Below are 20,550 nucleotides of genomic sequence, written 5' to 3' on the forward strand. Positions count from 1 at the left end.
CCGCGGCGTGCCGGGTTCGCCCAGAAAACCATCACAGTCAGTATCGTACGGTGAACGTGGCGCCGTAGGTAGCGGGCATGCCGGTCAGGCGGGCGACCGTATCGAGAACATGGGTGACACTCGTCGCATAATATTTGTCGGTCACGTTGCGGCCCCATATTTCCGCCCGCCACCGGCCGGTCGCGGACTGGATCCCGGCTCGCAGGTCCACGATCGCATAGCCGGGCAGTTCGAAGGCGGGCTGGCGCCCGAAGGCGGCATAGCTGTCGCTGCGATAGCGCACCGAGCCCCCGACATATCCTTCCAGCGCATCGCCCAGCGGAAAATCATACTGGGCGTCGCCGTTCAGCTGCCATTTCGGGGTATTGGGGAACTGCTCGCCCTTCAGGTCGACAGGGTTGGCAAACGGGTCGTTGGCGAGAAAATGCGCATCGACGCGCGTATCGACGTAGGTCGCGCCCCCGCTCAGGGTCAGGGCCCGCACCGGCTTCCACGTGATGTTCAGTTCCGCGCCGCGGACGCTGCCCTTGGGGATGGACACCAGCGCCGGTGCGTTACCAAAGGCCGTGGCGATGTAGCCCTGAATCTGCTTGTTCTTGTAGTCGTAGTAGAAGGCCGCGCCCGTGACCTGGAGGGTCTGGCCGAAGAAGCCCTTCTTGAAACCCGCTTCGTAGGCGAGCACGGATTCCTGCGTCACGGGCGTGTATTGCACGGGGGTGAGTGCCGCGATCGTCGGGAAGCTGCCCGCCTTGTAGCCCCTGGTGACATTGGCATAGAGCAGGGTGCTGGCATCCGCCTTCCAGCTGAGCCCGGCCCGCCAGGAGAGATTGTCCTCGTCGAGCGACGCCTGGACCAGCGGGACCGCGGCGAGCGTCGTCGGATCGAGCGTGACGCAGCCGCCCGGCGCGATCGGCGCGGAGGCGAGGAGCGAGAAGGCGGCGGCGAGCTGGCCGTCACCCGTGTCGTAGGGACAGCCTTGGAAATCGTTACCCACGCGGGTGTAGCGCAGCGACCCCGAGGCCGTCAGCCTGTCCGTGAGCTTGAAGTCGAGGCTGCCGAACAGGGCCTTGGTCTCGATATCCTGGTTGTTGGAGTTCACGAATTCCGAGAAGCGGATCGGGCCGACCCCTGAATTGGTGCCGTGGATATGGCCGAACTGGTTGTCGTGCGTGACATTGTGCTCGTAATTGCCGCCCAGCATCCAGCGCAGTCGGTCGTCGAGGGATGTTCCGGACAGCCGCAGCTCCTGGGCGAAGGAGCGGATCTTCGCGCGGATCGTGAGGCGGAAGTTGTCGTAGGGCGTGCCATCGGTGTCGCTGGGCGCGTTCTGGCGCAGTTCGGAGTAGCTGGTGAGCGACGTCAGAGTGACGGCGTCGGCGATGTCCCAGTCGGCGCGCAGGGACGCCTGGAAGAAATCGTCGTCGCGGCGCAGGCGAGCGCCCGCGTCCCAGTCGGCCACGCGGTTGTCCTTCGGCGCGGGCCGGAAGGCGGCGATCGCCGCGGTGAGGTCCGGATAGCCGCCGGGCACCGCGGGCGCGCTCGCCACGAATTGCGCCGCCTGCGTATCGCTCTTGTTCATCCAGCCATTGAGGTTCACTTCGAACCGCAGGCTGTCGGATGGCTTCCAGTCGAGCAGGAGCCGCGCGGTCGAGAAGTTGCGCTCGCCAAGACCCGCGTCGCGCGTCTGGCTGCGCTGCCAGTCGCCTCGTTGGTCGGTGCTGGCGGCAAGGCGCGCGGTCAGCGTGCTCGACAGCGGGCCGCTGACATAGCCACTGCCCGTATAGGATGCGAAATTGCCGTAGCTGATGCTGCCCCCGGCCGCGAACCGGTCCGTGGGCTTGTTGGCGATGAAATTGATCGCGCCGCCGGTCGAGTTCTCGCCGAACAGCGTGCCTTGCGGCCCCTTCAGGGCCTCGACCCGTTCGAGATCGAGCGTGGCGCCCTCGGTCATGACCGAATAAGGCAATGGGATCTGGTCGACATAGACGCTTACCGTCGGTGCGACGGCGACGGCCTGGTCGAAGAACCCGATCCCGCGGATGCTGTAGACGGGCGTGCCGTAATTGCTGGGCTGGAAGGTAAAGCCCGGTACGACCTTGGCAAGATCGGCGACCTGGGTCACGCCGCGCTGCGCAAGCTGTTCGCCTGTGGCGGCACTGATCGACATCGGCACGTCGCTGATGCGCTCGCTGCGCTTCTGGGCCGTGACGATGATCTCCCCGGCGTCACCCGTGCCCGCTGTACCCGTGGTCGCCGGAGAGGCAACGCCCGTTTCCTGGGCCACCGCCACCATCGGCATCGCCGCCGCCACCACCGTTGCCATCACCGACGCGGTTGCCAGGAGATGGCGATGCCTGTGAATTGCTTTCCCCGTCATGTCTTGCCTCCCTTTTGTGTCGGGCGCTTTGCGGCACCCCCGACTCTCGGGAATGGTGGCGAAATTCATGTGAAACAAAGACCGATTTGGCCGCACCTTATTCGCAAAGGTTATGGCCCATCCGGCGGTGCGGCCACAAAAATCCATAACCTGAGGCATGGGAGGTCCCGCAATTGGAATTGGACGCGCCTTGTCGCCCCTCATAGCCTCGAGACACGGACTGTCTCGGCTGGGCCGCGCGGGCGGTGCGATGGACTTACCGGTCGAGGCACGAGCAGCGCCATGCGCCGCATACGAGGGAGAAACACTTGGCTGTCGAAATACGCATGCCGCTCAGCGGTGGTCTCGCTCGCGGCGGCCGGGCACGGAAGGAGTGGGCGGTTTCCCGGGCCTGCCTCGCGCCATCGCCTGAAAAACGAAAGACACGGTTGATGCGACAGTTGCTGGCCTGCACCTTGATGTTCGGAGAACTGTTCGCGATGCCCCTTTCCCTCGAAGCCGCGCCCTCGGCGCCAACCCCGTCCGGTCCGCTGGTGCTGGACGCCACCGGCAGCTTCTTCGTGGGAGGCCGGATGAAGGCCGAAAGCGACGTCGAAGTCGGTCTCTACAGCGCCGGGCCGGTGGCGGTGGACCAGATGTACGTCCAGTACATGGTGCCGCATGGCGCGCGAAGCACGTCGGTCGTGATGGTCCATGGCGCGACCCTGACCGGCGCGAGCTACGAAACCACCCCGGACGGGCGCATGGGCTGGTACGAATATTTCGCGCGCCGCGGCTTTCGTAGCTATGTCGTCGACCAGGTCGGCCGTGGGCGCTCGGGGTTCGACCAGGCGCCCTTCAACGCCGCGCGGGCAGGACAAGCCTCCCCATCGTCGCAGCCCTTGTTGCGCCGCGTCGCCAACGATGTCGCATGGGTCAGATTTCGGGCCGGGCCAACGCCCGGTGTCAAGTTCGAGGACACGCAGTTCCCGGTCGAGGCCGTCGACAGCTTTGCCCGGCAGGCCGTGCCCGACCTCGGTCAGAGCCTTCCGGCCGACGATCCCAACTATGCGGCCCTCGCCGAATTGTCGGCGAAGCTCGAGGACACCGTCCTGATCGGGCACTCGCAGGCGGGCCGCTTTCCCTTCGAGGCGGCGCTGCGCGATCCGACCGGCATGCGCGCGCTCGTCGCCCTCGAGCCGCCCGGCTGCAATGCCGCGACCTATACCGATGACCAGATCCGCAAGCTGGCGCGCCTGCCGATCCTGGTCGTGTTCGGCGATCATCTCGAGACGCCGCAGAGCGTGGGTCCCAACTGGTTCCCCTTCTTCAAGGACTGCGAGGCCTTCGTGGCGCGGGTCAACGCGGCCGGCGGCAAGGCGAGAATGCTGCATCCGCCAAAGCTCGGCATTCACGGCAACAGCCACATGATCATGCAGGATCGCAACAACCTCCAGATCGCCGACCTTGTGATCGACTGGATCGAAGGGGAGCGCGCCAAGTAGCAGGCGCCTGCCCCGGGTATCGCATGGGGCGGCTGGCTGCGATTTCACTGCCCGCTGCCATGATGACAGGTGGGCGTCGGCCTGCAGACCGGCAGGGAGATCGAAATGCCAGGACCGGTGGATGGCCTCCCTCATTTCTGTCTTTCGCTGACTCAATCGGTCATCTCCGCGCTTCGCACCAGCACTGACCTTCTCGACCTCAGGCGGCTGATGGAGGCCGTCACCCTGGAGATGGGCTTTCGCTACTATGCGATCGTTCATCATGACGACCTGCGTGCGCGGCGCGCTGATCGCATCGACATCCGGGACTATCCCGCAGCGGTGATGGATCGCTTGCTGGAGGCGCGCCGATATCGCCGGGATCCGGTCGTTCGCGGCTGCATCTTTGCCGACAGCGCCTTCCTCTGGTCCGATCTGCCGCGTCTGATCGAGATGGACAGGCAGGATATCGCCAGCCTCGAGCACGGCCGTCATGCCGGGTTGAACCAGGGGATCACCGTCCCGTGCGTCCGGCTCGGCGAATGCATGGGGTCGTGCACCTTCGCCGGCTCAAGCCAGCCCGACCGGGCCGAGACATTTCTCGGGGCGGCGCAGATGATCGGAATCTTCGCCTTCCAGACTGCGCGGCGGCTGCTCGGCGTGGCGCCGGGACCGATGCCTCGGCCGCCAAGGCTGCATCCTCGCCCTCGTGACTGCATCGTCCTTGCCGGGCGCGGCCATTCGAACAAGGAGATCGCCCGGGCGCTGAGCCTGACGCCGCGCACCGTCGATGGCTACCTGACCGAGGCCCGCCGTCTCTACGGCGCGCATGACCGCACCGAACTCGTGGTGAGCGCGGTTCTGGCCGGCGAGATCGGTCTCGACGAGCTTCGCCCTCGTCAACCCGGGTAATTGCTCGGTCTATGATGCTGGGGGCATCGCTGGCTTTCTCGCAGGACGCCATCCCTCGTCCCGGAGAGCTTCATGATCCACATCGTCGACAACCATCTTGCCGTTGGCAGCCGGCCGCTGCTTCAGTCCATGTTCGCGGACAGGAAGCGACTTTTCGTCGACCTGTTCGGCTGGGACGTGCCGGTCGTCGACGGACAGTATGAGATCGATCCGTTCGACACGGCGGCAGCCGTCTATGTCGTCGCTGCCGACGATGACGGGCAGCACGAGGCCTCGCTACGGCTGATGCCGACGACCGGTCCTCATATGCTGGGCGCCTTGTTCGCCCATCTCTGCCCCTTGGGCGTGCCCGTCGGTCCCGACATCTGGGAGACGACGCGGCTGTGCCTGCCGCAGCGCCATGGCGCCGTGCGGCGGCGGGAGCTGCGCAACGCGCTGTTTTCCGCCACGATCGATTTTGCCCTGGCACGCGGGATATCGGGACTGACCGGCCTCATTCCCGATGGCTTTCGCCGTGAGCTGCTGGCGATGGGCTGGCGGGCCGAGCCGCTCGGGCCCTCGCTCCGCGTCGACGGTGACCTCGTCGGCGCCTTCATGGTCCATGTCGATGCCTCGACGCCGCAGCGGCTGGCCTGGACCAGCGTCTATGCGCCCGCCGAAAGCGCCGTGGCATGAGGACGCCAGCCCGCCATGGCGGCATCCTCGCTCGCGACGGCTGGTGCATCGTCGACCGCGCCGTGGGAGCGGACCTCATCGAGACCATCGACCGCGATCTCGATGCGCGGTTCCGGTCGACGCCCTTTGGCCAGGGCGCCTTCTATGGCGAGCAGACCAGGCGTTTCGGCGGCCTGCTCGCCCGCTCGCCCGCGATCGCCGAACTGGTCATGCATCCCCTCGTCCTCGATCTGGTCGAGCAGATGCTACTGCCCTGGTGCGACCGCATCGCTCTCAATTTGACCCAGGCGATCGAGATCCACCCCGGCGCGCCGGCGCAGGCGCCCCATCGCGACCAGGACATGTGGGGCGGGCCCAAGGGCTGCATGGAATATCTCGTCAACGTGATGTGGCCGCTCGCACCCTTCACCCGCGCCAACGGCGGGACGCGGCTGTGGTCCGGAAGCCATGGCGACCAGGACACAAGCATCCTGCCCGAGGGCGATGCGGTGACACCGCTCGTCCTTCCCGGTGATGCTCTGGTTTTCCTCGGCTCCACGCTCCACGGCGGCGGCGGCAATACGAGCCTACGCCCGCGACGCGGCATCGTGATCAGCTACTGTCTCGGCTGGCTCAAGCCCTTCGAGCTGCAATGGCTGGTTTATCCGCCTGCGGTCGCGCGCCATTTTCCGCCCGAACTCGCCGCGCTGGTCGGCTATGCCCAGCATCGGCCCAATCTCGGCAATGTCGAGGGACAATGCCCCTCCGTGCTCCTGCGCGACAACGTGCCCGACCATCTGCCGGCGATCGATGCGCTGCGCCCCGACCAGGCTGAGGCCGTCGACCTCTACCTGCGTAGCCAGCTCGGCGAGATAGGCTGATCCCCTGATGCTGGTGCGCCCTGCCGAGCCTGCTTCCTACACCGCCGCGGCCCGCCTCGGACGATCCGCGCTGGCGTGGGAAGTCCTGCGTCGCGATCCCGGCTACCAACACGATGCCGTGCTCTGGCGGGATCGTATCGGCGACCCCATCACCGATCGCGCATTCACCGCGCGCTGGGGGCTGCACTTTCCCTGAGGATCCGGGGCTGGACTGTACCCATGCCGCGCCCCTGTGGAGCGCGGACATCGACCCGTGCGTCCTTTCGGTGGCCGCCGATCCAGCATCCTCGGCCCGGGCGGTCGACCTTGTCGCATTCGCGCCGCATGTTCTGGACCGCGATGGCGTCGAACATGTCCGGATGATGGTCGGCGACCTGACCTTTCGGCTGGATGTCCATCGCGGCTCGATCACTACCGGTCCATGCGCATTGACCTTCCTTGTCGCCCATGATGCCCGCTTGCCGCACCAGCTCGTCACTGTCCGCCGTCTCTCAGCGCTGCTGGCAGGCGATGCCGTGCCGCCTGAGCCCGGCATGATCCGCTTCTCCCGGCTGGCCATGGCGTTGCGCGCCTGGGACCTGCGAGACGTCGGGACTTCGTTGCGCCGGATTGCCGACGAACTCTGTGGGCCGGGGGACTGGCCTGGCCCCGGCGAGTACCGCAAGTCGGCGGCGCGGCGCCATGTGAAGATGGGGGAAGCGCTGGTCGCGCGCGGGCCGGGGGCGCTGCTGGCAAGTCCTTAAGCTGTGCCGATTGAGGCTCGGATTTTCAGTCTGGTACCGGTTGAACCAAGTCGGCCGGCATCGCGTCGACCGACTGCGCCAAAAGCCAAAGGGAAATGGCGGTCGGGTTGCGTTGGCCGCGCTCGAGCCAACCGATATAGCTTTGCGAAAAGCCAGACCGCTCTGCCACGGCCTCCTGCGTCAGTCCTTTCTCTTTCCTGAGCCTCGCAAAGTTGCTGCCGATGACCTTGCGCATGTCCATCGGAACTCAGTCGAGCAATTGCTCAGTCGCTTTTATTCATTATAGTGAATAATGGCAGATGAGAGGTAGCGCAGATGAGCAATCTTGAGCCCAGAGCGCCCACCCAGAAGAAGGTGGTCGATTATGACCAACAGCACCTCGCGCTTTACGCCGAGTTGATCTCGGCGGATGATGCTGGTCGCTCTTGGATCCGCGTCGCGCACGAGACGATGGGATTGGATGTTTCGAATCCGGACGCTGAGGCTTGCTGGGCGTCTCACCTAGAGCGTGCCCGCTGGATCATCGGGGATGGCCTAGAAGCTGCGATACTCGCGTTCGGCCGTAGATTGTTGTCCTGAGGCATGATGAGGCGCCTCGCAGCATCGCTGCGACCGCGCTCTACGGCTCGCATGCATGCTCGCCGCCGAGCCCCTCCGGGTCTCGGCCTGGCGGTGACGATCGCTGACGCTGGCATGGACGCCGCGCCTGGGGCGCGGCGGCGCTGTGTCTCTGCCTCTCCTGGTACGGCGGGTGCGGGCAGCGCTCCCTGCTAGGCCCGACGCGGCCTGCGGCAACCCCTCCGCTACGCTTCGGGGTGCTCCACTTGCGTTCCGCCCTGACGGTGCCGCCGGCCACTGGAGCCGGGCCTCTTGGTCGCTTTTCGCCGCCCACCCCCGCCTTCCGGGGAGGCTTGCTGCTTTTTGGGTGGCGATGGAGGATAGCGATGCGAAATGCCGCCAACCGTCGTTCCCGCCGCAACGGTGCGGGCGAAGATCGTCAGACCGAGAACCGGGTCAGCCTCTATGACGAGGTGACCGCGCGCATCGTGTCCGAGCTTGAGGCCGGGCGCTTGCCGTGGGTCCAGCCGTGGGGCGCAGCGGGCAGCGCCGGACCCGGACTGCCGCGCAATGCCCTCACCGCGCGCAATTATTCGGGCGTTAATGTCCTGATCTTGTGGGGGGCGGTCATCGAGCATGGCTGGCCGTCGCAATCATGGCTGACCTTCCGGCAGGCGCAGGAGGCGGGCGGATGCGTCCGCAAGGGCGAGCATGGCGTGACGGTCGTCTATGCCGACCGCTTCACCTCCGAGGCAGAGAAGGAACGCGCCTCGCGCGAGGGTGACGAGGCCAAGGCGGTGCCGTTCCTCAAGCGCTTCACCGTCTTCAATGCCGCGCAGTGCGAGGGCCTGCGCGCCGATTTGGCGTCCAATCCCGCGCCGCTGCCCGAACGCGAGATCGTGCCCGCCGCGGAGGAAATCATTGCGGCGTCGGGTGTCGATTTCCGCATTGGCGGGACCAAGGCGTTCTATGCGCCCGACCCCGATTTCGTGCAGGTGCCGCCGCAGCCCGCTTTCTTCGACCAGATCAACTATTACCGGACCTGCCTGCACGAATTGACCCATGCCACCGGCCACGCCAAGCGGCTGGGCCGTGACCTTCGCAACGTCTTCGGCAGCAAGGATTATGCGCGCGAGGAACTGGTCGCCGAAATGGGATCGGCCTTCCTCTGCGCCGCGCTCGGCATCGTGCCGACCGTCCGCCATGCCGACTATATCGGCTCGTGGCTGGAGGTGCTGCGCGAGGACAATCGCGCGATCTTTCGCGCGGCAAGCGCCGCGACCAAGGCCGCCGACTGGCTGCTGGCACGGCATCGCGAGGCGCAGGTCGCGCGGCAGGACGGGAGGATCGCGGCATGAACCTCCTGACCGCCGAACTGCGTTTCGCGCTGCGCGCCAACGACATTTCCCGCCGCGCCTGTGGCGAGAAGGGACAGCGCTTCGATCCGCCACCAGTGGTCAAGCTGTTCAATCCGCTTGGCGCGGCGACGTGGCTGGCGACCGAACTGGACGAGGACGGCGACACCCTGTTCGGGCTGGCCGACCTTGGGTTCGGCTGCCCCGAACTCGGCTATTTCAGCCTGTCCGAGATCGCCGAAGTCCGCCTGCCATTTGGCCTGTTCATCGAGCGCGACCTGTCGTTCGAGAGCGCCTTTCCGCTGACCATCTGGACCGAGTGGGCGCGCCGCGCCGGTTCGATCCTGTGGGCCGAACCCCTGTTGCGCCGCGCCGTCCAGACTGGCGCGGCCCCTGACCTTCCGCACCGTCCGGGCGAGCCGGACGACGGTTGAAGCGCGGGCGGCGCGCTTCGCCGCCAATCCGAAAACCGGTCCGCCCTCCCGCAAAGAACGACGGACCGGCACTCACAAGGAGTTGTGCCATGACACTCGTTTTCATCGACCAAGACAAGCTGTCCGTCAGCAAAACCAACATGCGCTATGGCAAGAAGGTCCCCGATGTGACGGACATCCTGCCGACCGTCCGCAAGCGCGGCGTCATTCAGACGCTGCTCGTGCGCCCCAACTGCCAAGACGGCCATTTTGAGATCGTCGCGGGATCGCGGCGCTTCCACGCCGCCCGGATCGTGGCGGCGGAGACCGGCGAAGCCGACCCGCTGCCGTGCCGCATCCTCACCGAAACCGATGACGCCGCCGCGATCGAGGCGTCGATGATCGAGAACTTGGCAAGGCTCGACGCCGACGAAGTGACCCAATGGGAAACCTTCACCCGACTGGTGAAGGAAGGTCGCGATGTCGCCGACATCGCCGCGACCTTCGGGCTTCCCGACCTGACGATCGCGCGGGTGCTGGCACTCGGCAACCTGTTGCCGCGTGTCCGGAGCCTCTATGCGGCGGAGAAGATCGACCGCGCCACCGTCCGCCACCTGACGCTTGCCAGCAAGAACCAGCAGCGCGCGTGGCTGGCGCTGTTCGACGACCCTGACGGCTATGTCCCGACCGGCCACCAGTTGAAGGCATGGTTGTTCGGCGGGCAGTCGATCCCGGCCCGCTTCGCGCTGTTCGACCTCAACGGCTTCAAGGGCGCGACCGTCGCTGACCTGTTCGGCGACGACCGCTATTTCGCCGACGCCGATGCCTTTTGGGCCGCGCAGAACGACGCCATCGAGGCGCGCCGCGCCGCTTATCTTGAGGAGGGCTGGAGCGATGTCGTCATCGTCCCGCCGTCCGACTACTTCCACACCTACGAATATGAGAAGGCCCCCAAGCGCAAGGGCGGACGGGTCTACGTCGATGTCCGCAGTAATGGCGAAGTGACCTTCCACGAGGGCTATATGACCCGCAAGGAAGCGCAGCGGGTCGCGCGCGGCGAAGGACCGGAGATCGCCAAGATCGCCCGGCCCGAGGTAACTTCGACGATGCAGACCTATCTCGATTTGCACCGTCACGCCGCCGTCCGCGCCGCGATGATCGGCCACCCCGGTATCGCGCTGCGCTTGATGGTCGCCCACGCCATCGGCGGATCGCACCTCTGGCGCGTCTCGCCCGAGCCGCAGACCACCCGCAACGACGAGGTCCGCGAAAGCCTCGAAACCTGCCGGGCCGAGACGGTCTTCGACGAGCATCGCCGCGCGGTGCTGGCGGTGCTCTATTTCTCGTCCGAGGAGCCGACCGTGACCGGCGGCAATGGCGACGACTATGGTGTCGCGGGCATCTTTCTGCGCCTGATCGAGCTGCCCGACCCGGTGGTGATGGACATCATCACCATCATCATGGGCGAGACGCTGGCGAGCGGCAGCGCCGCCGTCGCGGCGGTCGGCACCCAGATTGGTATCGACATGGCCGCTTGGTGGCAAGCAGACGCCGCCTTCTTCGAACTGATCCGCGACAAGGAGGTGATGGGCAAGATCGTCGCCGACGTGGCGGGCGATGTGGTCGCGACCGCCAACGCTGGCGAGAAGACCAAGACCTTGAAGCGCATCGTCCGCGACCATCTTGATGGCGCGGAAGGGCGGACCAAGGTCGAGCGCTGGGTGCCGAAATGGCTGGGCTTCCCGGCCTCTGCCTACACAACGCGCGGCGGTGTCGGCACCGTCGCGGCCCATGCCAAGGTCGAGTCGGCGCGGCCTTCCGCGCCGGCCCCCGACGAGAGCCATGAGCCGTTGAAGCAGGCGGCGTAACCGCTGTGGGCGGGCTTCGGCCCGCCCATTCTTCGGACCCTGAAATCCGGCCGCGTGGCCTCGCCGTTCCGGCTCGGCCACGCGGATTTTTATATGGCCTCCGGCTCCCCTTCGCCGCCCATCGTCAGGTCATTCCAGTTCGGAAAGCTCCCCCGAGCCGCGATCGCCGCGAGGGCGCGCGCCACAAGCTGATCCGCCGCCGCGAGATCGACCCTCGAACTTGAACCCAGCTTGCCCGAATGCACCGCCTCCGATCGCGCCTTATAGAGTTGCTTCATCTGGTCGAAGATCGTGGCGCGCGCGCCCGCATCGTCGCCAAGCAGCCAGGCGGCGCGGCTTCCGATCTTGTAGGTTATCTCGGTGTTGGATGGGCTATTATCGTGCATCAGCGCGATTTCCGCGGCCATGCCGAGTTCCAGCGCCTTGTCGACGTCCGACACCGCGAGGCGCGAGCGCCCCAGCCGATCAATCGCCCGCGCCAGACTGTCGGCCTCCGGAAAGCCCCCCAATTGGCGAAACAGCGCGGCGACCGCCGGTGCCTCGGTCGGGAATGAAACCAGAGGATGCGGCGTGAAGGGTCGGTCCGAGGTGCTGACTGCGCCCGACACGAGGCAGGAATCCCGATCCGGCTGGACGGCCGTGATCGGCAGTTCGACCGCGCCGGCACCGGCGAGCAGACACGCCAGCCGCACGCGCCGGCGCGTCGCGTCGCGCGCCGCATAGGGCGGTGCCGTCGCCGTACTATTCTCTTGGAGGGGCCGCTCGCTATTGGGAACGAAGGCCGGCGTCACGGTGTAGGACTGGCAGAGCATCGCCGTCCCGGTCGGCATCTCGACTCGTTGGAAGGGCCAATAGCGTAATGCCTGCGCGAAGATGTCCTCGGCCGGCGGCTCGATCGTGATGCCATTTCCAAGGTCGCATGGGGCGTCGATCGAGACACCGAACAGCGGCGTCAGTTCGGTGTAGCGGCCGATATTCCGCACCACTTCAGTGTTGAATAATTCGAGGATTTCCGGCGGCGACTTGTGCGCGACCAGCCGGTCGATGACCCATCCACCGAACCGCCTCTGCAAGACCATGCCGCCGCCGTCGCCGGTGCAGAGCCAGATATCCGCAAATTCGCGGAACGGCTCGACCTCGCTGAGCGCCGCATCGAGCACGGGCTCGGCATCCTGCCGCCATAGGCCGTAATGTTTGCCGCGATGGATTTCGGACAGCTCGAGAGCGGCCTTTTCGATCAGCGCCGTCGCCTGACCATATCGGTCTTCAGAACTCTGTTCGGCCATGCTCGCCCCCTTTTTCTGAGGATAGCAAGCCTCATGGGTTATGTCCCTGATGGGCCATCGATCGATAACGGAGCTTCGCCATGGCCGAGACCACCTTATCGTGACTCTCCCGCATATCGCGCAGCGTCTCCTCCAGTTTCGACCAGCGTTCCGGGTCTGTCGCTGCCCACCGCGCACGCCCTTCCTGCCAATCCCGTCGCTTGTGCATCGGGAACCCCTCCTCAATGCGGCTGCGATGAAAGCCCCGAGCGCTGGTCGAGAGATACTTCGCTTGCTGATAGGCGCGAAGCCGATCGGCGCCGACTTTGCGCATCTCGATACGCGTGCGTCGCTTGGTCGAGCTCATCAATTCCATGATCGAGAGCCCCACGAAATGATTGAAGTCATCGCATGGCTCTTTGCCGCCCTGGCTCCAGAGATAGCGGCCGTGCGGATACCAGAGCCCGTCCGGCATCTCGTAGAATTCTTGCGGCTTGAGCACGAACTCATCGGGCGAGCCTTTCGCGGCGATCGTGAAGGCGGGTGGCCCATAGCCGTCAATCCAGCTGATCGTGAGCGCCTGGACCTGCGTGTCATCGATCATGATTCCATCCGGGCCTTTCAGTCCGTCGAGGATCGCCTTCGCATAATTGTCGAGGTCGGCGGCTTCGTCGGTTTCGAGCGTCGTCTGCACATCGACATGCAAGGTGATCTCAAGGTGGATCTCGTTCGAGAAGAGCCAGCGATTCTTTAGCTCGGCCTGGATCGCGGCACGGAAATCACCGCGTTGTGCCGCGCCATTTCCGTAGGGCACGGGCGGAAATTCGAAGCGGTGCTGCCACTCTCCGAACATCGGATTTAGGCCGGCATCGGCACCTTGCCGCTCCAGTCGCAGCTGCTCCTCAAACGACATCTCGTCGGGCAAACCATCCTCCGTCAGCGGGAACACCAGTCGGGTTTCGGCCGCCCACGCGGCCACCATGCCGCGACGCCCATCCGAACCAGTTCGGAACCAAGGTCGCGGCCATCGAGCATGACGGTCGCGACCGTGCGATTATAGCTGCGGCCGACCCGGTGGAACGTCACCTCGCGCCCCGCGAGCAACGATGTCGCCTGATCCTTCGCGCGCAAGCCCAGCACGACCTCGCCTGCACATTTGGCCTGATCGCGGTGCGTTTCCGGGGCGTCGATCCGCGCGATCCTGATGCGCTCACCGCTTTCCAGCCGGAACGTGTCGCCGTCCGTCACCCAGGCGATCTGGCCCGAACTATCATCGTCCCGAGCGCTGGCGGCAGCCGGGATCATCATGGCCGCGGCAAGGCCGAAAGGGAAAATGAGACGGAGCATGGGATGGATTATCGCCGTGCCGACCGTCTCTTGTCGAGAGCAGGCTTGCATCCGCGCGATCCTCCTGGCCATCCGGCGACCGCCCTGAACGGACCTCTCTCGCGGCGGGTCTGGCGGGGTCCGCCGCTCCCGCTACGGCGTCGCCGACTTTCTTCCCCTGCGCCTTCGGCGCATTCCTCGCGAGGCAAGAAAGCCGGCTTTTGGCCGTCCTCCGCTGCCGCTTCGGCCCTTCGGGTGCGGGAGCGGCCTCCGCCCGCCCAATCGACCGCCTGTCGAGGCCGCATCGGGCGGCATCGCATCAATCGAAGGAGGTTATCATGGCACAGATTGGCAGCTTCACCCGTGGCGAAAATGGCATCTACACCGGCGAAATCCGGACCCTGTCGCTGCGCGTCAAGGCAACCATCCGGCCTTGTGAGCGCGACAATGAGAAGTCCCCCGACCACCGCGTCAACGCTGGCGGCGTCGAGTTCGGGGCGGCCTGGACGAAGGCGGCGCGCGAGACCGGCGCGGAATATCTGAGCCTCAAGCTCGACGATCCGTCCTTTCCAGCGCCGATCTACGCGACGCTCAGCCAGGGCGACGATGGCGAGCACAAGCTCATTTGGTCGCGCTGAACGCGAAGACCCCGTGCGCCACGGCGCGCGGGGCTTCCTTATCTCCCCGGCAGGTGTGTCGAAATCGGCTACCGCCATTCCGACACTCCCGCCACGCGGTCGCGCCGTTCACTTCCGATGCCAGCGACGGCGCTTTGCCGTCCCCCTGAAGCGACGGAACCCATCATGGACAGCGACGACGACATCTCGCGTGCGAACCGCGCCAAGCGCGGTTCGCCCTATCTCAACACCGATCAGGCAGCGGCCTATCTGAAGATCTCGGGCCGCCTGCTCAGGCGGCTCAGGCGCGCCGGCAAAGGGCCGGCATTCCGCCTCCATAGCCGCTTCGTCCAATATCATATCGACGACCTCGACGCCTGGTCGAAGGCCCAGTCGAGCGGAGGCGCGCGCCATGACGAAGCGTGACGCGCGCGGCGGCGACACACCGCTTCTCGACTGGGGCGACGAGCTTCGCGCCCGGAAGCAATGGCGGCGGCGGCTCGGCCGGCGCATCGCGGCCGCCAGCGGCGGCATCAGCCTGCTCGGCCTGACGATCGCCTTTCCGCCGCTTCCGCGCCTCGTCTGGAACGCCAGCGCCAGCGCACCGATCGGGCTCTATTCGGTCACGCCGAACGCATCGATCGAGACGGGTGACATGGTGATCGCACGCGTGCCGGACCCATGGCGACTGCTCGCTGCGAAGCGCCGCTATCTCCCTGCCAATGTCCCGCTGGTGAAGCATGTCGCGGCAGCGGCTGGCGACGAGGTTTGCGCGCTCGGGCAGGAGATTTTCGTCAATGGCCGGTGGCTCGCCGGGCGCCACCTCGCCGATGGCCAGCATCGCCCGATGCCTTGGTGGACCGGCTGCGTGCGGCTGCGAGGACGCCAGCTCTTCCTGTTGATGACTCAGAGTCCGGCGTCGTTCGATGGGCGCTATTTCGGCATCACCGAGGGCGATCAGGTGATCGGCAAGGCGCGGCTGCTATGGGCGCGCTGACCCGGCTGATCCCGGCGGTGCTGCTGATCGCGGCATCGCCAGCGCGCGCCGACGCCGTCGATCAGTGGCGACCATATATCGAGGAAGCATCGACCCGCTTCGCCATTCCGACGAGCTGGATCGAGCTTGTGATCCGCGCCGAGAGCCGGGGTCTCACCACGCTCGGCGGGCGACCGATCCGCAGCCGGGCCGGTGCGATGGGCTTGATGCAGTTGATGCCCGCGACCTGGCAGCAGATGCGCGCGCAGCTTGGACTTGGCACCAATCCGGACGATCCACGCGACAATATCCTCGCCGGCACCTGCTTCCTTCGGTTAATGTACGACCGCTTCGGCTATCCCGGGCTGTTCGGCGCTTACAATGCGGGGCCGGGCGCCTATGCAGCTTTTCTCGCCGGCAGAAGGCGCCTCCCCGACGAGACGACGGCCTATCTGGCATCGGTCGGGAGCGTCGGGGCACCCGGGCCGACAGTGTCCGGGCCGGCACCGTCACCGCCGATGTTCGTCGTGCGCCGCGATGTCGCGGCCGATCCAAAAGCCCTCGATCTACCCGGCGGCCAGAATATGCTGTTCGTGGTTCGAAAGGACGTCCCATGATCGCGAGCGTTGGAGGGGCTCGTCTCGATAGGCCCAGCATGACGGCTGGCGAAGCGGCTCTCAAGGCCCGTGGGTGCCCCCCAATTTTCTTCGAAAATCGGTTCCCCCCACGCCCGCTTCGCGGCGCTTCGCTTCGCTACGCGGCCCTGACACCCGCTCCGCCAACCGTCGTCTTCACGCTGTTCTCGATGAGGAGAACAGAAAAGATGGAGATGATCATGGGCATGTTTCAACCAATTTCGGTGGCCTCTGACCGGGTGATGGCAGCGCTGATTTCGGGGCTGGAGGTCGAGTTCGGACATGATGCCGCGGATGCATTGGCGCACCGGTTTCTTGAGGCTGAAGAGAGCGATTTCCTCTGGGATGCGCGGGACATGGAGCGGTGGATCGGTGCCTATGAGAGCACGGACGAGGACGAAATCGACCTGGATCGGGTGCGGATTTTCGGGAATCTGGAGGGCAAATGGTTCGTCGCTGTCATGATCATAGATGGCGATGGAAACCCGCATGGCCTGATGGGCAAGCGCACATTCGGGCCGCGGAAAGCAGCGCTGGCGGCATTCGCGGATGCGTGAGGGATTACACATTTCGGGCCGGGATACGGTGTCGCATCGGCATCGTGTCCTGGCCTTTCCTTTGAGCCAAGGAGATGGGGAGGCAGGGGAAGAAGAGGAAAAGCGAAAGCAAGAGAAAGGCAATGCCTCGCAGGCATTGCTAAGCGATTGTCTGCACATCGTTTTTCCACGAGACATGCCGCGCTGCGCGCGAGACATGCTCGTGAAGATTGGCGGAATTCCGCCGTTTGCACTGCAAAATCGCGAGATTCGGCGGACGCAATGAGCGAGGACGACGAGTTCACGCCCCGGCTTGGACGGCAGCGGCAGCGAAGCGGCAAGAAGGCGCGCCGCTACCTTGGCCGGGTCGTCGGTGCCGCGATCCGTTCGGCCGAGAAAGGCACGGTCAGAAGCCGGCGCTTTGATGGCAGCCGGATCGGGCGAGGCGCCAGCATGGGACGGCTGCTCTCGAGCCGTGATCGCTTCGGCGGGATGCGCGCGCGGCGCGCGGTGGTGAAGACGCGCCTGGTCCGCATCGGCACCAAGGGGATGCCCGCCGCGCGTGCGCATCTACGCTACATCCAACGCGACGGCGTCACCCGCGAGGGCACGCCGGGCGAATTGTATTCGGCCGATCGTGACACCGCAGACGGCAAGGCGTTCCTTCAGCGCTGCGATGGCGATCGTCACCAGTTCCGCTTCATCGTCTCCGCCGAGGATGGTTCCGAATATCCCGACCTCAAGCCGTATATCCGCCGGCTTATGACGCAGATGGAAGCCGACCTCGGCACCAAGCTCGACTGGGTCGCTGTCGACCATTTCAACACAGCCCATCCGCACACGCACATCATGCTGCGCGGTGTCGACGATACCGGCCAGAGCCTGATTATCGCGCGTGAATATATCGCCCACGGCATTCGCGAGCGCGCCGCCGAGCTGGTGACCCTCGATCTTGGGCCACGTACCGACCAGGAGATTGAAGCGCGCCTGCGCCACGATATCGGCGAGGAGCGAATGACCGCGATCGACCGGCGCCTGCTCAAGTCGATAGAGGCCGACGGCCTGGTCACATCGTTCGACCGCGATCCCTTTCAGCAGTCGTTGCGCGCCGGCCGCCTGCAGAAGCTCGCGAGCATGGAGCTTGCCGAGCCGATGGGCGGCGGGCGCTGGCGGCTCGCCGAGGACCTGGAAGGCACGCTCCGCTCGCTCCGCGAGCGGGGCGACATCATCCGCACGATGCAGCGCGAATTGACGGCGCGGAAACTTGAGCGACCGTGGCTCGGCCGCAGCTTGTTCGGCGGCGGCGAGAGCGACCCGCAACCGATCGTCGGGCGGGTGATCGCGCGCGGCCTCGCGGACGAGCTTCGTGACCGTCACTATTTGCTCGTCGACGCCATCGACGGCCATGCTCACTATGTCGACATCGGACGTGGCGATGCGACCGCTCCGCTCGCCGAGGGCTCGATCGTCCGCGTCTCCGCGCGTAGGCTTGAAATACGCGAGGTTGATCGCATCGTCGCCGACGTGGCCGCAGCGAATGGCGGACAGTATACCCCCGACTTCCATCTGCGGCACGACCCATCTGCGACCCACGCCTTTGCCGAGGCGCATGTCCGACGGCTGGAAGCGATGCGGCGCTCAGGGATCGGCATCGATCGCGCGGCAGACGGGACCTGGACGATACCGGCCGATCATCTCGACCGCGTCGCAGCCTATGAGGCGCGCCGCCATCGTGACCATCCGGTCGAGATCGAGACACTGTCCCCGAGGCCGCTCGACCAGCTTCCAGCGATGGACGCGGCGACGTGGATCGATCGCGAGCTCACCTCGCCATCGCCGCTTCCCATCCGCGATGCCGGCTTCGGCCATGACGTGCGCGGCGCGATGGCGGCCCGCCAACAATGGCTGGTGGAGCAGGACCTGGCCGATTTCGAGGGTGATCGCGTTCGTCTGCGAGCTGGCGCAATCATGGTGCTTCAGCGCCGCGAGATGCTGAGCAGCGGGGAGCAGATCGCGAGCGAGCTCGGCAAGCCCTTTGTCGAGACGAAAGTCGGCGACAGGATCGAAGGGAAACTGACCCGTTCGGTCGACCTCGCCAGCGGGCGCTTTGCCGTCATCGAGCGCGCCCGAGATTTTACCCTCGTGCCGTGGCGGCCAGTGCTGGAAAGGCAAATGGGCAAGACCGCTTCCGGGATCATGCGCGCGGACGGGGTCAGCTGGACCTTCGGGCGGGGACGCTCCGCTCCCGAAATCTCCTGATCTCGGACTATCTCTGGTTCGTCGACGGTCACTCGGATATCAGGGTGCGATGTACGTGTTCGTCGACGAATCCGGCAATACCGGTGCCCATCTGTTCGATGAGGCGCAGCCGATCTTCCTGACGGTTGCGCTGATGACGCGCACCGACTTCGACGCCATCAACGCCAAGTCGATCGCCGTTCTCGCTCGCGAGGTCGGGGATATACAGCTGCACGCCGCCAAGCTCGGGGTGGCGCGGATCGAGGAGATCGCCCGGCCGCTCCACAAGTTGCTGCAGCGCGCCGACCCGCGTTTTTTCGTCTCACGGGTCGAGAAACGCTACATCGTCGCCACGAAGATGTTCGATCTGCTCTTCGATCCTGGCGAGAACCGCGCCGCATCACCGCATATCTATATGCTTCGCCCGCTCAGGATCACGTTTGCGGTGAAGTTCGCCGGCATCGTGACCGAGGAAATGGCGCGAGCTTTCTGGGCGTCGATGATGGAGACCAATGCAGACCGCGCGAGAGGCGGCATGATCCACTTCTGCAATGACGTTCTGGCACTGTTACCCGGCGTTGAGGACAAAGGCTTTGTCGAGCGCATTCGTCCCGCCATCGAATGGGCTCGGGAGAACCCGGAAGCGATTTACTTCCATTCGGACGGCCGCATCGCGCGGCAGGGCCATCTTCCCAACCTCGTCGGGTTTGGCAATCTGATGGACGGGGTGGAGGCGCAGTCGCAGTCGTGGCGCCGGCCGGTGCGGCGCATCCGGCATGATCGACAGAGCGAGTTCGAGGCCGCGCTACGCTTTTGGCATGAGCTCTACGCGAACGCCTCGCCGGAGCGCGTGCCGCTGATGATGGGCGAGATGTTCAAGGCGCAGCGCGCCGGCGGGAGCACCTTCGAGATATCGACCGCCGAAGCCAGTCCGGGCATCCAGGTCACCGACGTCATCATGTGGCTGTTCAACAGGCTTCACCGTGAGAAGGAGATCGGTGCAGATTCCTGGCGTCTGATGCAATGGGTGTTCCGCCGCGCCATGCAGAACGACTTCTCCTTCGATGGCGTACTCGGGGCGCTCGATGCGCGATACGCTCGCCTCATGACCGAGCCGATGGAGGAGGCTCGCCTTGACGCCGCGCGCGAGCAACTGGCGATGATCGATGCTGGAACGAAGGAGCGGGTCGAAGCCTATCGGATCAAGAAAGCCGCACGGCAGATCGAGGGCGACCAGGCCTGATCAGTTCGGGAGCGCGATGAAGCCGCTCGCGAGCGCGATTACCGCAGCGATCACCAGCCGGGCCGACCAGCGCCCAAGCTCCTCCAAGAACGCTCCTGTGAAGCGATCGAGGGGTTTGCTCGTCCCGGCCATCAATCGAGCCCCTCGAAATAGTCGGCGAGCATCTGGCGTTCGTCGACCTTGGCATCCGCCCACAGCGTCGTGATCTTGGTCGCCGCCGGATTGCGGCGGCGAGACCGGATCGCGACGACGGCGATCCTGATCGGCTCTCCGCCTGTCAGAGGCTCGGCAGTGTAGGTGCCGGTGAGCACAACGGCGGCGTGGGTGCGCTCGAGCCGGTCGACGCTATCAAGCACGTCGCGCCACAGCCGGCGCACCCGGAAATCACGATCGGGCTTCTGGACTTGTAACGTTTTTGTGCCGGTCACTTGAGAGTTTAAGGCTCGTTCAAGGAGACCGACGAGATGATCAAGCATAGTGAAGAGTTCAA

23 protein-coding genes and 1 pseudogene are annotated in these 20,550 nt (G+C 65.6%); 17 read left to right on the plus strand and 7 right to left on the minus strand.

Translation table 11 applies throughout. The features are described 5' to 3' along the window. Positions 1-37: 37 nt before the first annotated feature. On the minus strand, positions 38-2,377 hold the full coding sequence (locus tag ACETPF_RS19835) for a TonB-dependent receptor (protein ID WP_373936337.1): 2,340 nt from the start codon (positions 2,375-2,377) through the stop codon (positions 38-40). 479 nt (positions 2,378-2,856) lie between these two features. On the opposite strand from ACETPF_RS19835, the gene ACETPF_RS19840 reads away from it, so the two are divergent. From ACETPF_RS19840 to ACETPF_RS19865, 6 genes are all read left to right on the plus strand, one after another. Further along, positions 2,857-3,861, plus strand: a complete 1,005-nt coding sequence (locus ACETPF_RS19840) for an alpha/beta hydrolase family protein (RefSeq protein ID WP_373936338.1) — start codon at positions 2,857-2,859, stop codon at positions 3,859-3,861. Between the two features lie 105 nt (positions 3,862-3,966). Further along, positions 3,967-4,752 carry a LuxR family transcriptional regulator gene (locus tag ACETPF_RS19845; RefSeq protein WP_373936340.1) on the plus strand — a complete coding sequence of 262 codons (786 nt, stop codon included), beginning with the start codon at positions 3,967-3,969 and terminating at the stop codon, positions 4,750-4,752. Between the two features lie 72 nt (positions 4,753-4,824). Further along, positions 4,825-5,427: an acyl-homoserine-lactone synthase gene (locus ACETPF_RS19850; protein WP_373936341.1), complete on the plus strand. Its 603-nt coding sequence runs from the start codon at positions 4,825-4,827 to the stop codon at positions 5,425-5,427. After that, entirely contained in the window at positions 5,424-6,287 is an 864-nt protein-coding gene (locus ACETPF_RS19855; protein WP_373936342.1) for a phytanoyl-CoA dioxygenase family protein, read from the plus strand. The genes ACETPF_RS19850 and ACETPF_RS19855 overlap by 4 nt, the downstream gene beginning before the upstream one ends. Before the next feature lie 7 nt (positions 6,288-6,294). Beyond that, entirely contained in the window at positions 6,295-6,483 is a 189-nt protein-coding gene (locus ACETPF_RS19860) for a transcriptional regulator domain-containing protein (RefSeq protein ID WP_373936343.1), read from the plus strand. Between the two features lie 70 nt (positions 6,484-6,553). Further along, on the plus strand, positions 6,554-7,030 hold the full coding sequence (locus ACETPF_RS19865; RefSeq protein WP_373936344.1) for a DNA -binding domain-containing protein: 477 nt from the start codon (positions 6,554-6,556) through the stop codon (positions 7,028-7,030). Positions 7,031-7,055: 25 nt separating this feature from the next. Here the strand turns inward: ACETPF_RS19865 and ACETPF_RS19870 are convergent, their stop codons facing one another. Further along, positions 7,056-7,271 carry a helix-turn-helix domain-containing protein gene (locus tag ACETPF_RS19870; RefSeq protein ID WP_373936345.1) on the minus strand — a complete coding sequence of 72 codons (216 nt, stop codon included), beginning with the start codon at positions 7,269-7,271 and terminating at the stop codon, positions 7,056-7,058. 74 nt (positions 7,272-7,345) lie between these two features. On the opposite strand from ACETPF_RS19870, the gene ACETPF_RS19875 reads away from it, so the two are divergent. The 4 genes from ACETPF_RS19875 to ACETPF_RS19890 all read left to right on the plus strand — a co-directional run bounded on the left by ACETPF_RS19875 (position 7,346) and on the right by ACETPF_RS19890 (position 11,224). Further along, on the plus strand, positions 7,346-7,609 hold the full coding sequence (locus tag ACETPF_RS19875; protein WP_373936346.1) for a hypothetical protein: 264 nt from the start codon (positions 7,346-7,348) through the stop codon (positions 7,607-7,609). Between the two features lie 365 nt (positions 7,610-7,974). Then, complete coding sequence (locus tag ACETPF_RS19880; RefSeq protein WP_373936347.1) at positions 7,975-8,946, plus strand: ArdC family protein; 972 nt, start codon at positions 7,975-7,977, stop codon at positions 8,944-8,946. Continuing rightward, entirely contained in the window at positions 8,943-9,377 is a 435-nt protein-coding gene (locus tag ACETPF_RS19885; RefSeq protein ID WP_373936349.1) for a DUF2958 domain-containing protein, read from the plus strand. Before ACETPF_RS19880 ends, ACETPF_RS19885 begins: the two co-directional genes overlap by 4 nt. 89 nt (positions 9,378-9,466) lie before the next feature. Then, on the plus strand, positions 9,467-11,224 hold the full coding sequence (locus tag ACETPF_RS19890) for a ParB/RepB/Spo0J family partition protein (protein WP_373936350.1): 1,758 nt from the start codon (positions 9,467-9,469) through the stop codon (positions 11,222-11,224). Positions 11,225-11,313: 89 nt separating this feature from the next. Here the strand turns inward: ACETPF_RS19890 and ACETPF_RS19895 are convergent, their stop codons facing one another. Genes ACETPF_RS19895 through ACETPF_RS19905 form a run of 3 tightly spaced genes read right to left on the minus strand, consistent with a single transcriptional unit; the run spans position 11,314 to position 13,836 of the window. Continuing rightward, on the minus strand, positions 11,314-12,510 hold the full coding sequence (locus ACETPF_RS19895) for a hypothetical protein (protein ID WP_373936351.1): 1,197 nt from the start codon (positions 12,508-12,510) through the stop codon (positions 11,314-11,316). Between the two features lie 31 nt (positions 12,511-12,541). Next, positions 12,542-13,471 carry a RusA family crossover junction endodeoxyribonuclease gene (locus ACETPF_RS19900; RefSeq protein WP_373936352.1) on the minus strand — a complete coding sequence of 310 codons (930 nt, stop codon included), beginning with the start codon at positions 13,469-13,471 and terminating at the stop codon, positions 12,542-12,544. Continuing rightward, positions 13,426-13,836, minus strand: coding sequence for a thermonuclease family protein (locus tag ACETPF_RS19905; RefSeq protein ID WP_373936353.1), 411 nt, complete (start codon positions 13,834-13,836; stop codon positions 13,426-13,428). The genes ACETPF_RS19900 and ACETPF_RS19905 overlap by 46 nt, the downstream gene beginning before the upstream one ends. A gap of 317 nt (positions 13,837-14,153) precedes the next feature. Here ACETPF_RS19905 and ACETPF_RS19910 point away from each other — a divergent pair, with 317 nt between their 5' ends. From ACETPF_RS19910 to ACETPF_RS19940, 7 genes are all read left to right on the plus strand, one after another. After that, a complete protein-coding gene (locus ACETPF_RS19910) occupies positions 14,154-14,453 on the plus strand; it encodes a DUF736 domain-containing protein (RefSeq protein ID WP_373936354.1) in 300 nt (99 codons plus the stop codon). A gap of 165 nt (positions 14,454-14,618) precedes the next feature. Next, positions 14,619-14,858, plus strand: a complete 240-nt coding sequence (locus ACETPF_RS19915; RefSeq protein WP_373936355.1) for a helix-turn-helix domain-containing protein — start codon at positions 14,619-14,621, stop codon at positions 14,856-14,858. Next, complete coding sequence (locus tag ACETPF_RS19920; protein WP_373936356.1) at positions 14,845-15,429, plus strand: S26 family signal peptidase; 585 nt, start codon at positions 14,845-14,847, stop codon at positions 15,427-15,429. Before ACETPF_RS19915 ends, ACETPF_RS19920 begins: the two co-directional genes overlap by 14 nt. Next, entirely contained in the window at positions 15,417-16,025 is a 609-nt protein-coding gene (locus ACETPF_RS19925; RefSeq protein WP_373936357.1) for a lytic transglycosylase domain-containing protein, read from the plus strand. Before ACETPF_RS19920 ends, ACETPF_RS19925 begins: the two co-directional genes overlap by 13 nt. Positions 16,026-16,231: 206 nt before the next feature. Beyond that, the gene (locus tag ACETPF_RS19930; protein ID WP_373936358.1) at positions 16,232-16,600 is read left to right on the plus strand and encodes a hypothetical protein; all 369 of its coding nucleotides are present in this window, start codon (positions 16,232-16,234) and stop codon (positions 16,598-16,600) included. A gap of 261 nt (positions 16,601-16,861) precedes the next feature. Next, positions 16,862-18,838 (plus strand): relaxase/mobilization nuclease RlxS, encoded by a 1,977-nt coding sequence (gene rlxS, locus ACETPF_RS19935; RefSeq protein WP_373936359.1) that lies wholly within the window; start codon positions 16,862-16,864, stop codon positions 18,836-18,838. 49 nt (positions 18,839-18,887) lie between these two features. Continuing rightward, entirely contained in the window at positions 18,888-20,060 is a 1,173-nt protein-coding gene (locus ACETPF_RS19940; RefSeq protein WP_373936360.1) for a DUF3800 domain-containing protein, read from the plus strand. Here the strand turns inward: ACETPF_RS19940 and ACETPF_RS19945 are convergent, their stop codons facing one another. Beyond that, a complete protein-coding gene (locus tag ACETPF_RS19945; RefSeq protein WP_373936361.1) occupies positions 20,061-20,192 on the minus strand; it encodes a hypothetical protein in 132 nt (43 codons plus the stop codon). Next, positions 20,192-20,550: pseudogene (locus ACETPF_RS19950) on the minus strand (hypothetical protein); the annotation flags it as partial. The gene ACETPF_RS19945 and the pseudogene ACETPF_RS19950, both read right to left, overlap by 1 nt.

It is taken from the genome of Sphingobium agrisoli, from assembly GCF_041877245.1.
GTDB lineage: Bacteria > Pseudomonadota > Alphaproteobacteria > Sphingomonadales > Sphingomonadaceae > Sphingobium.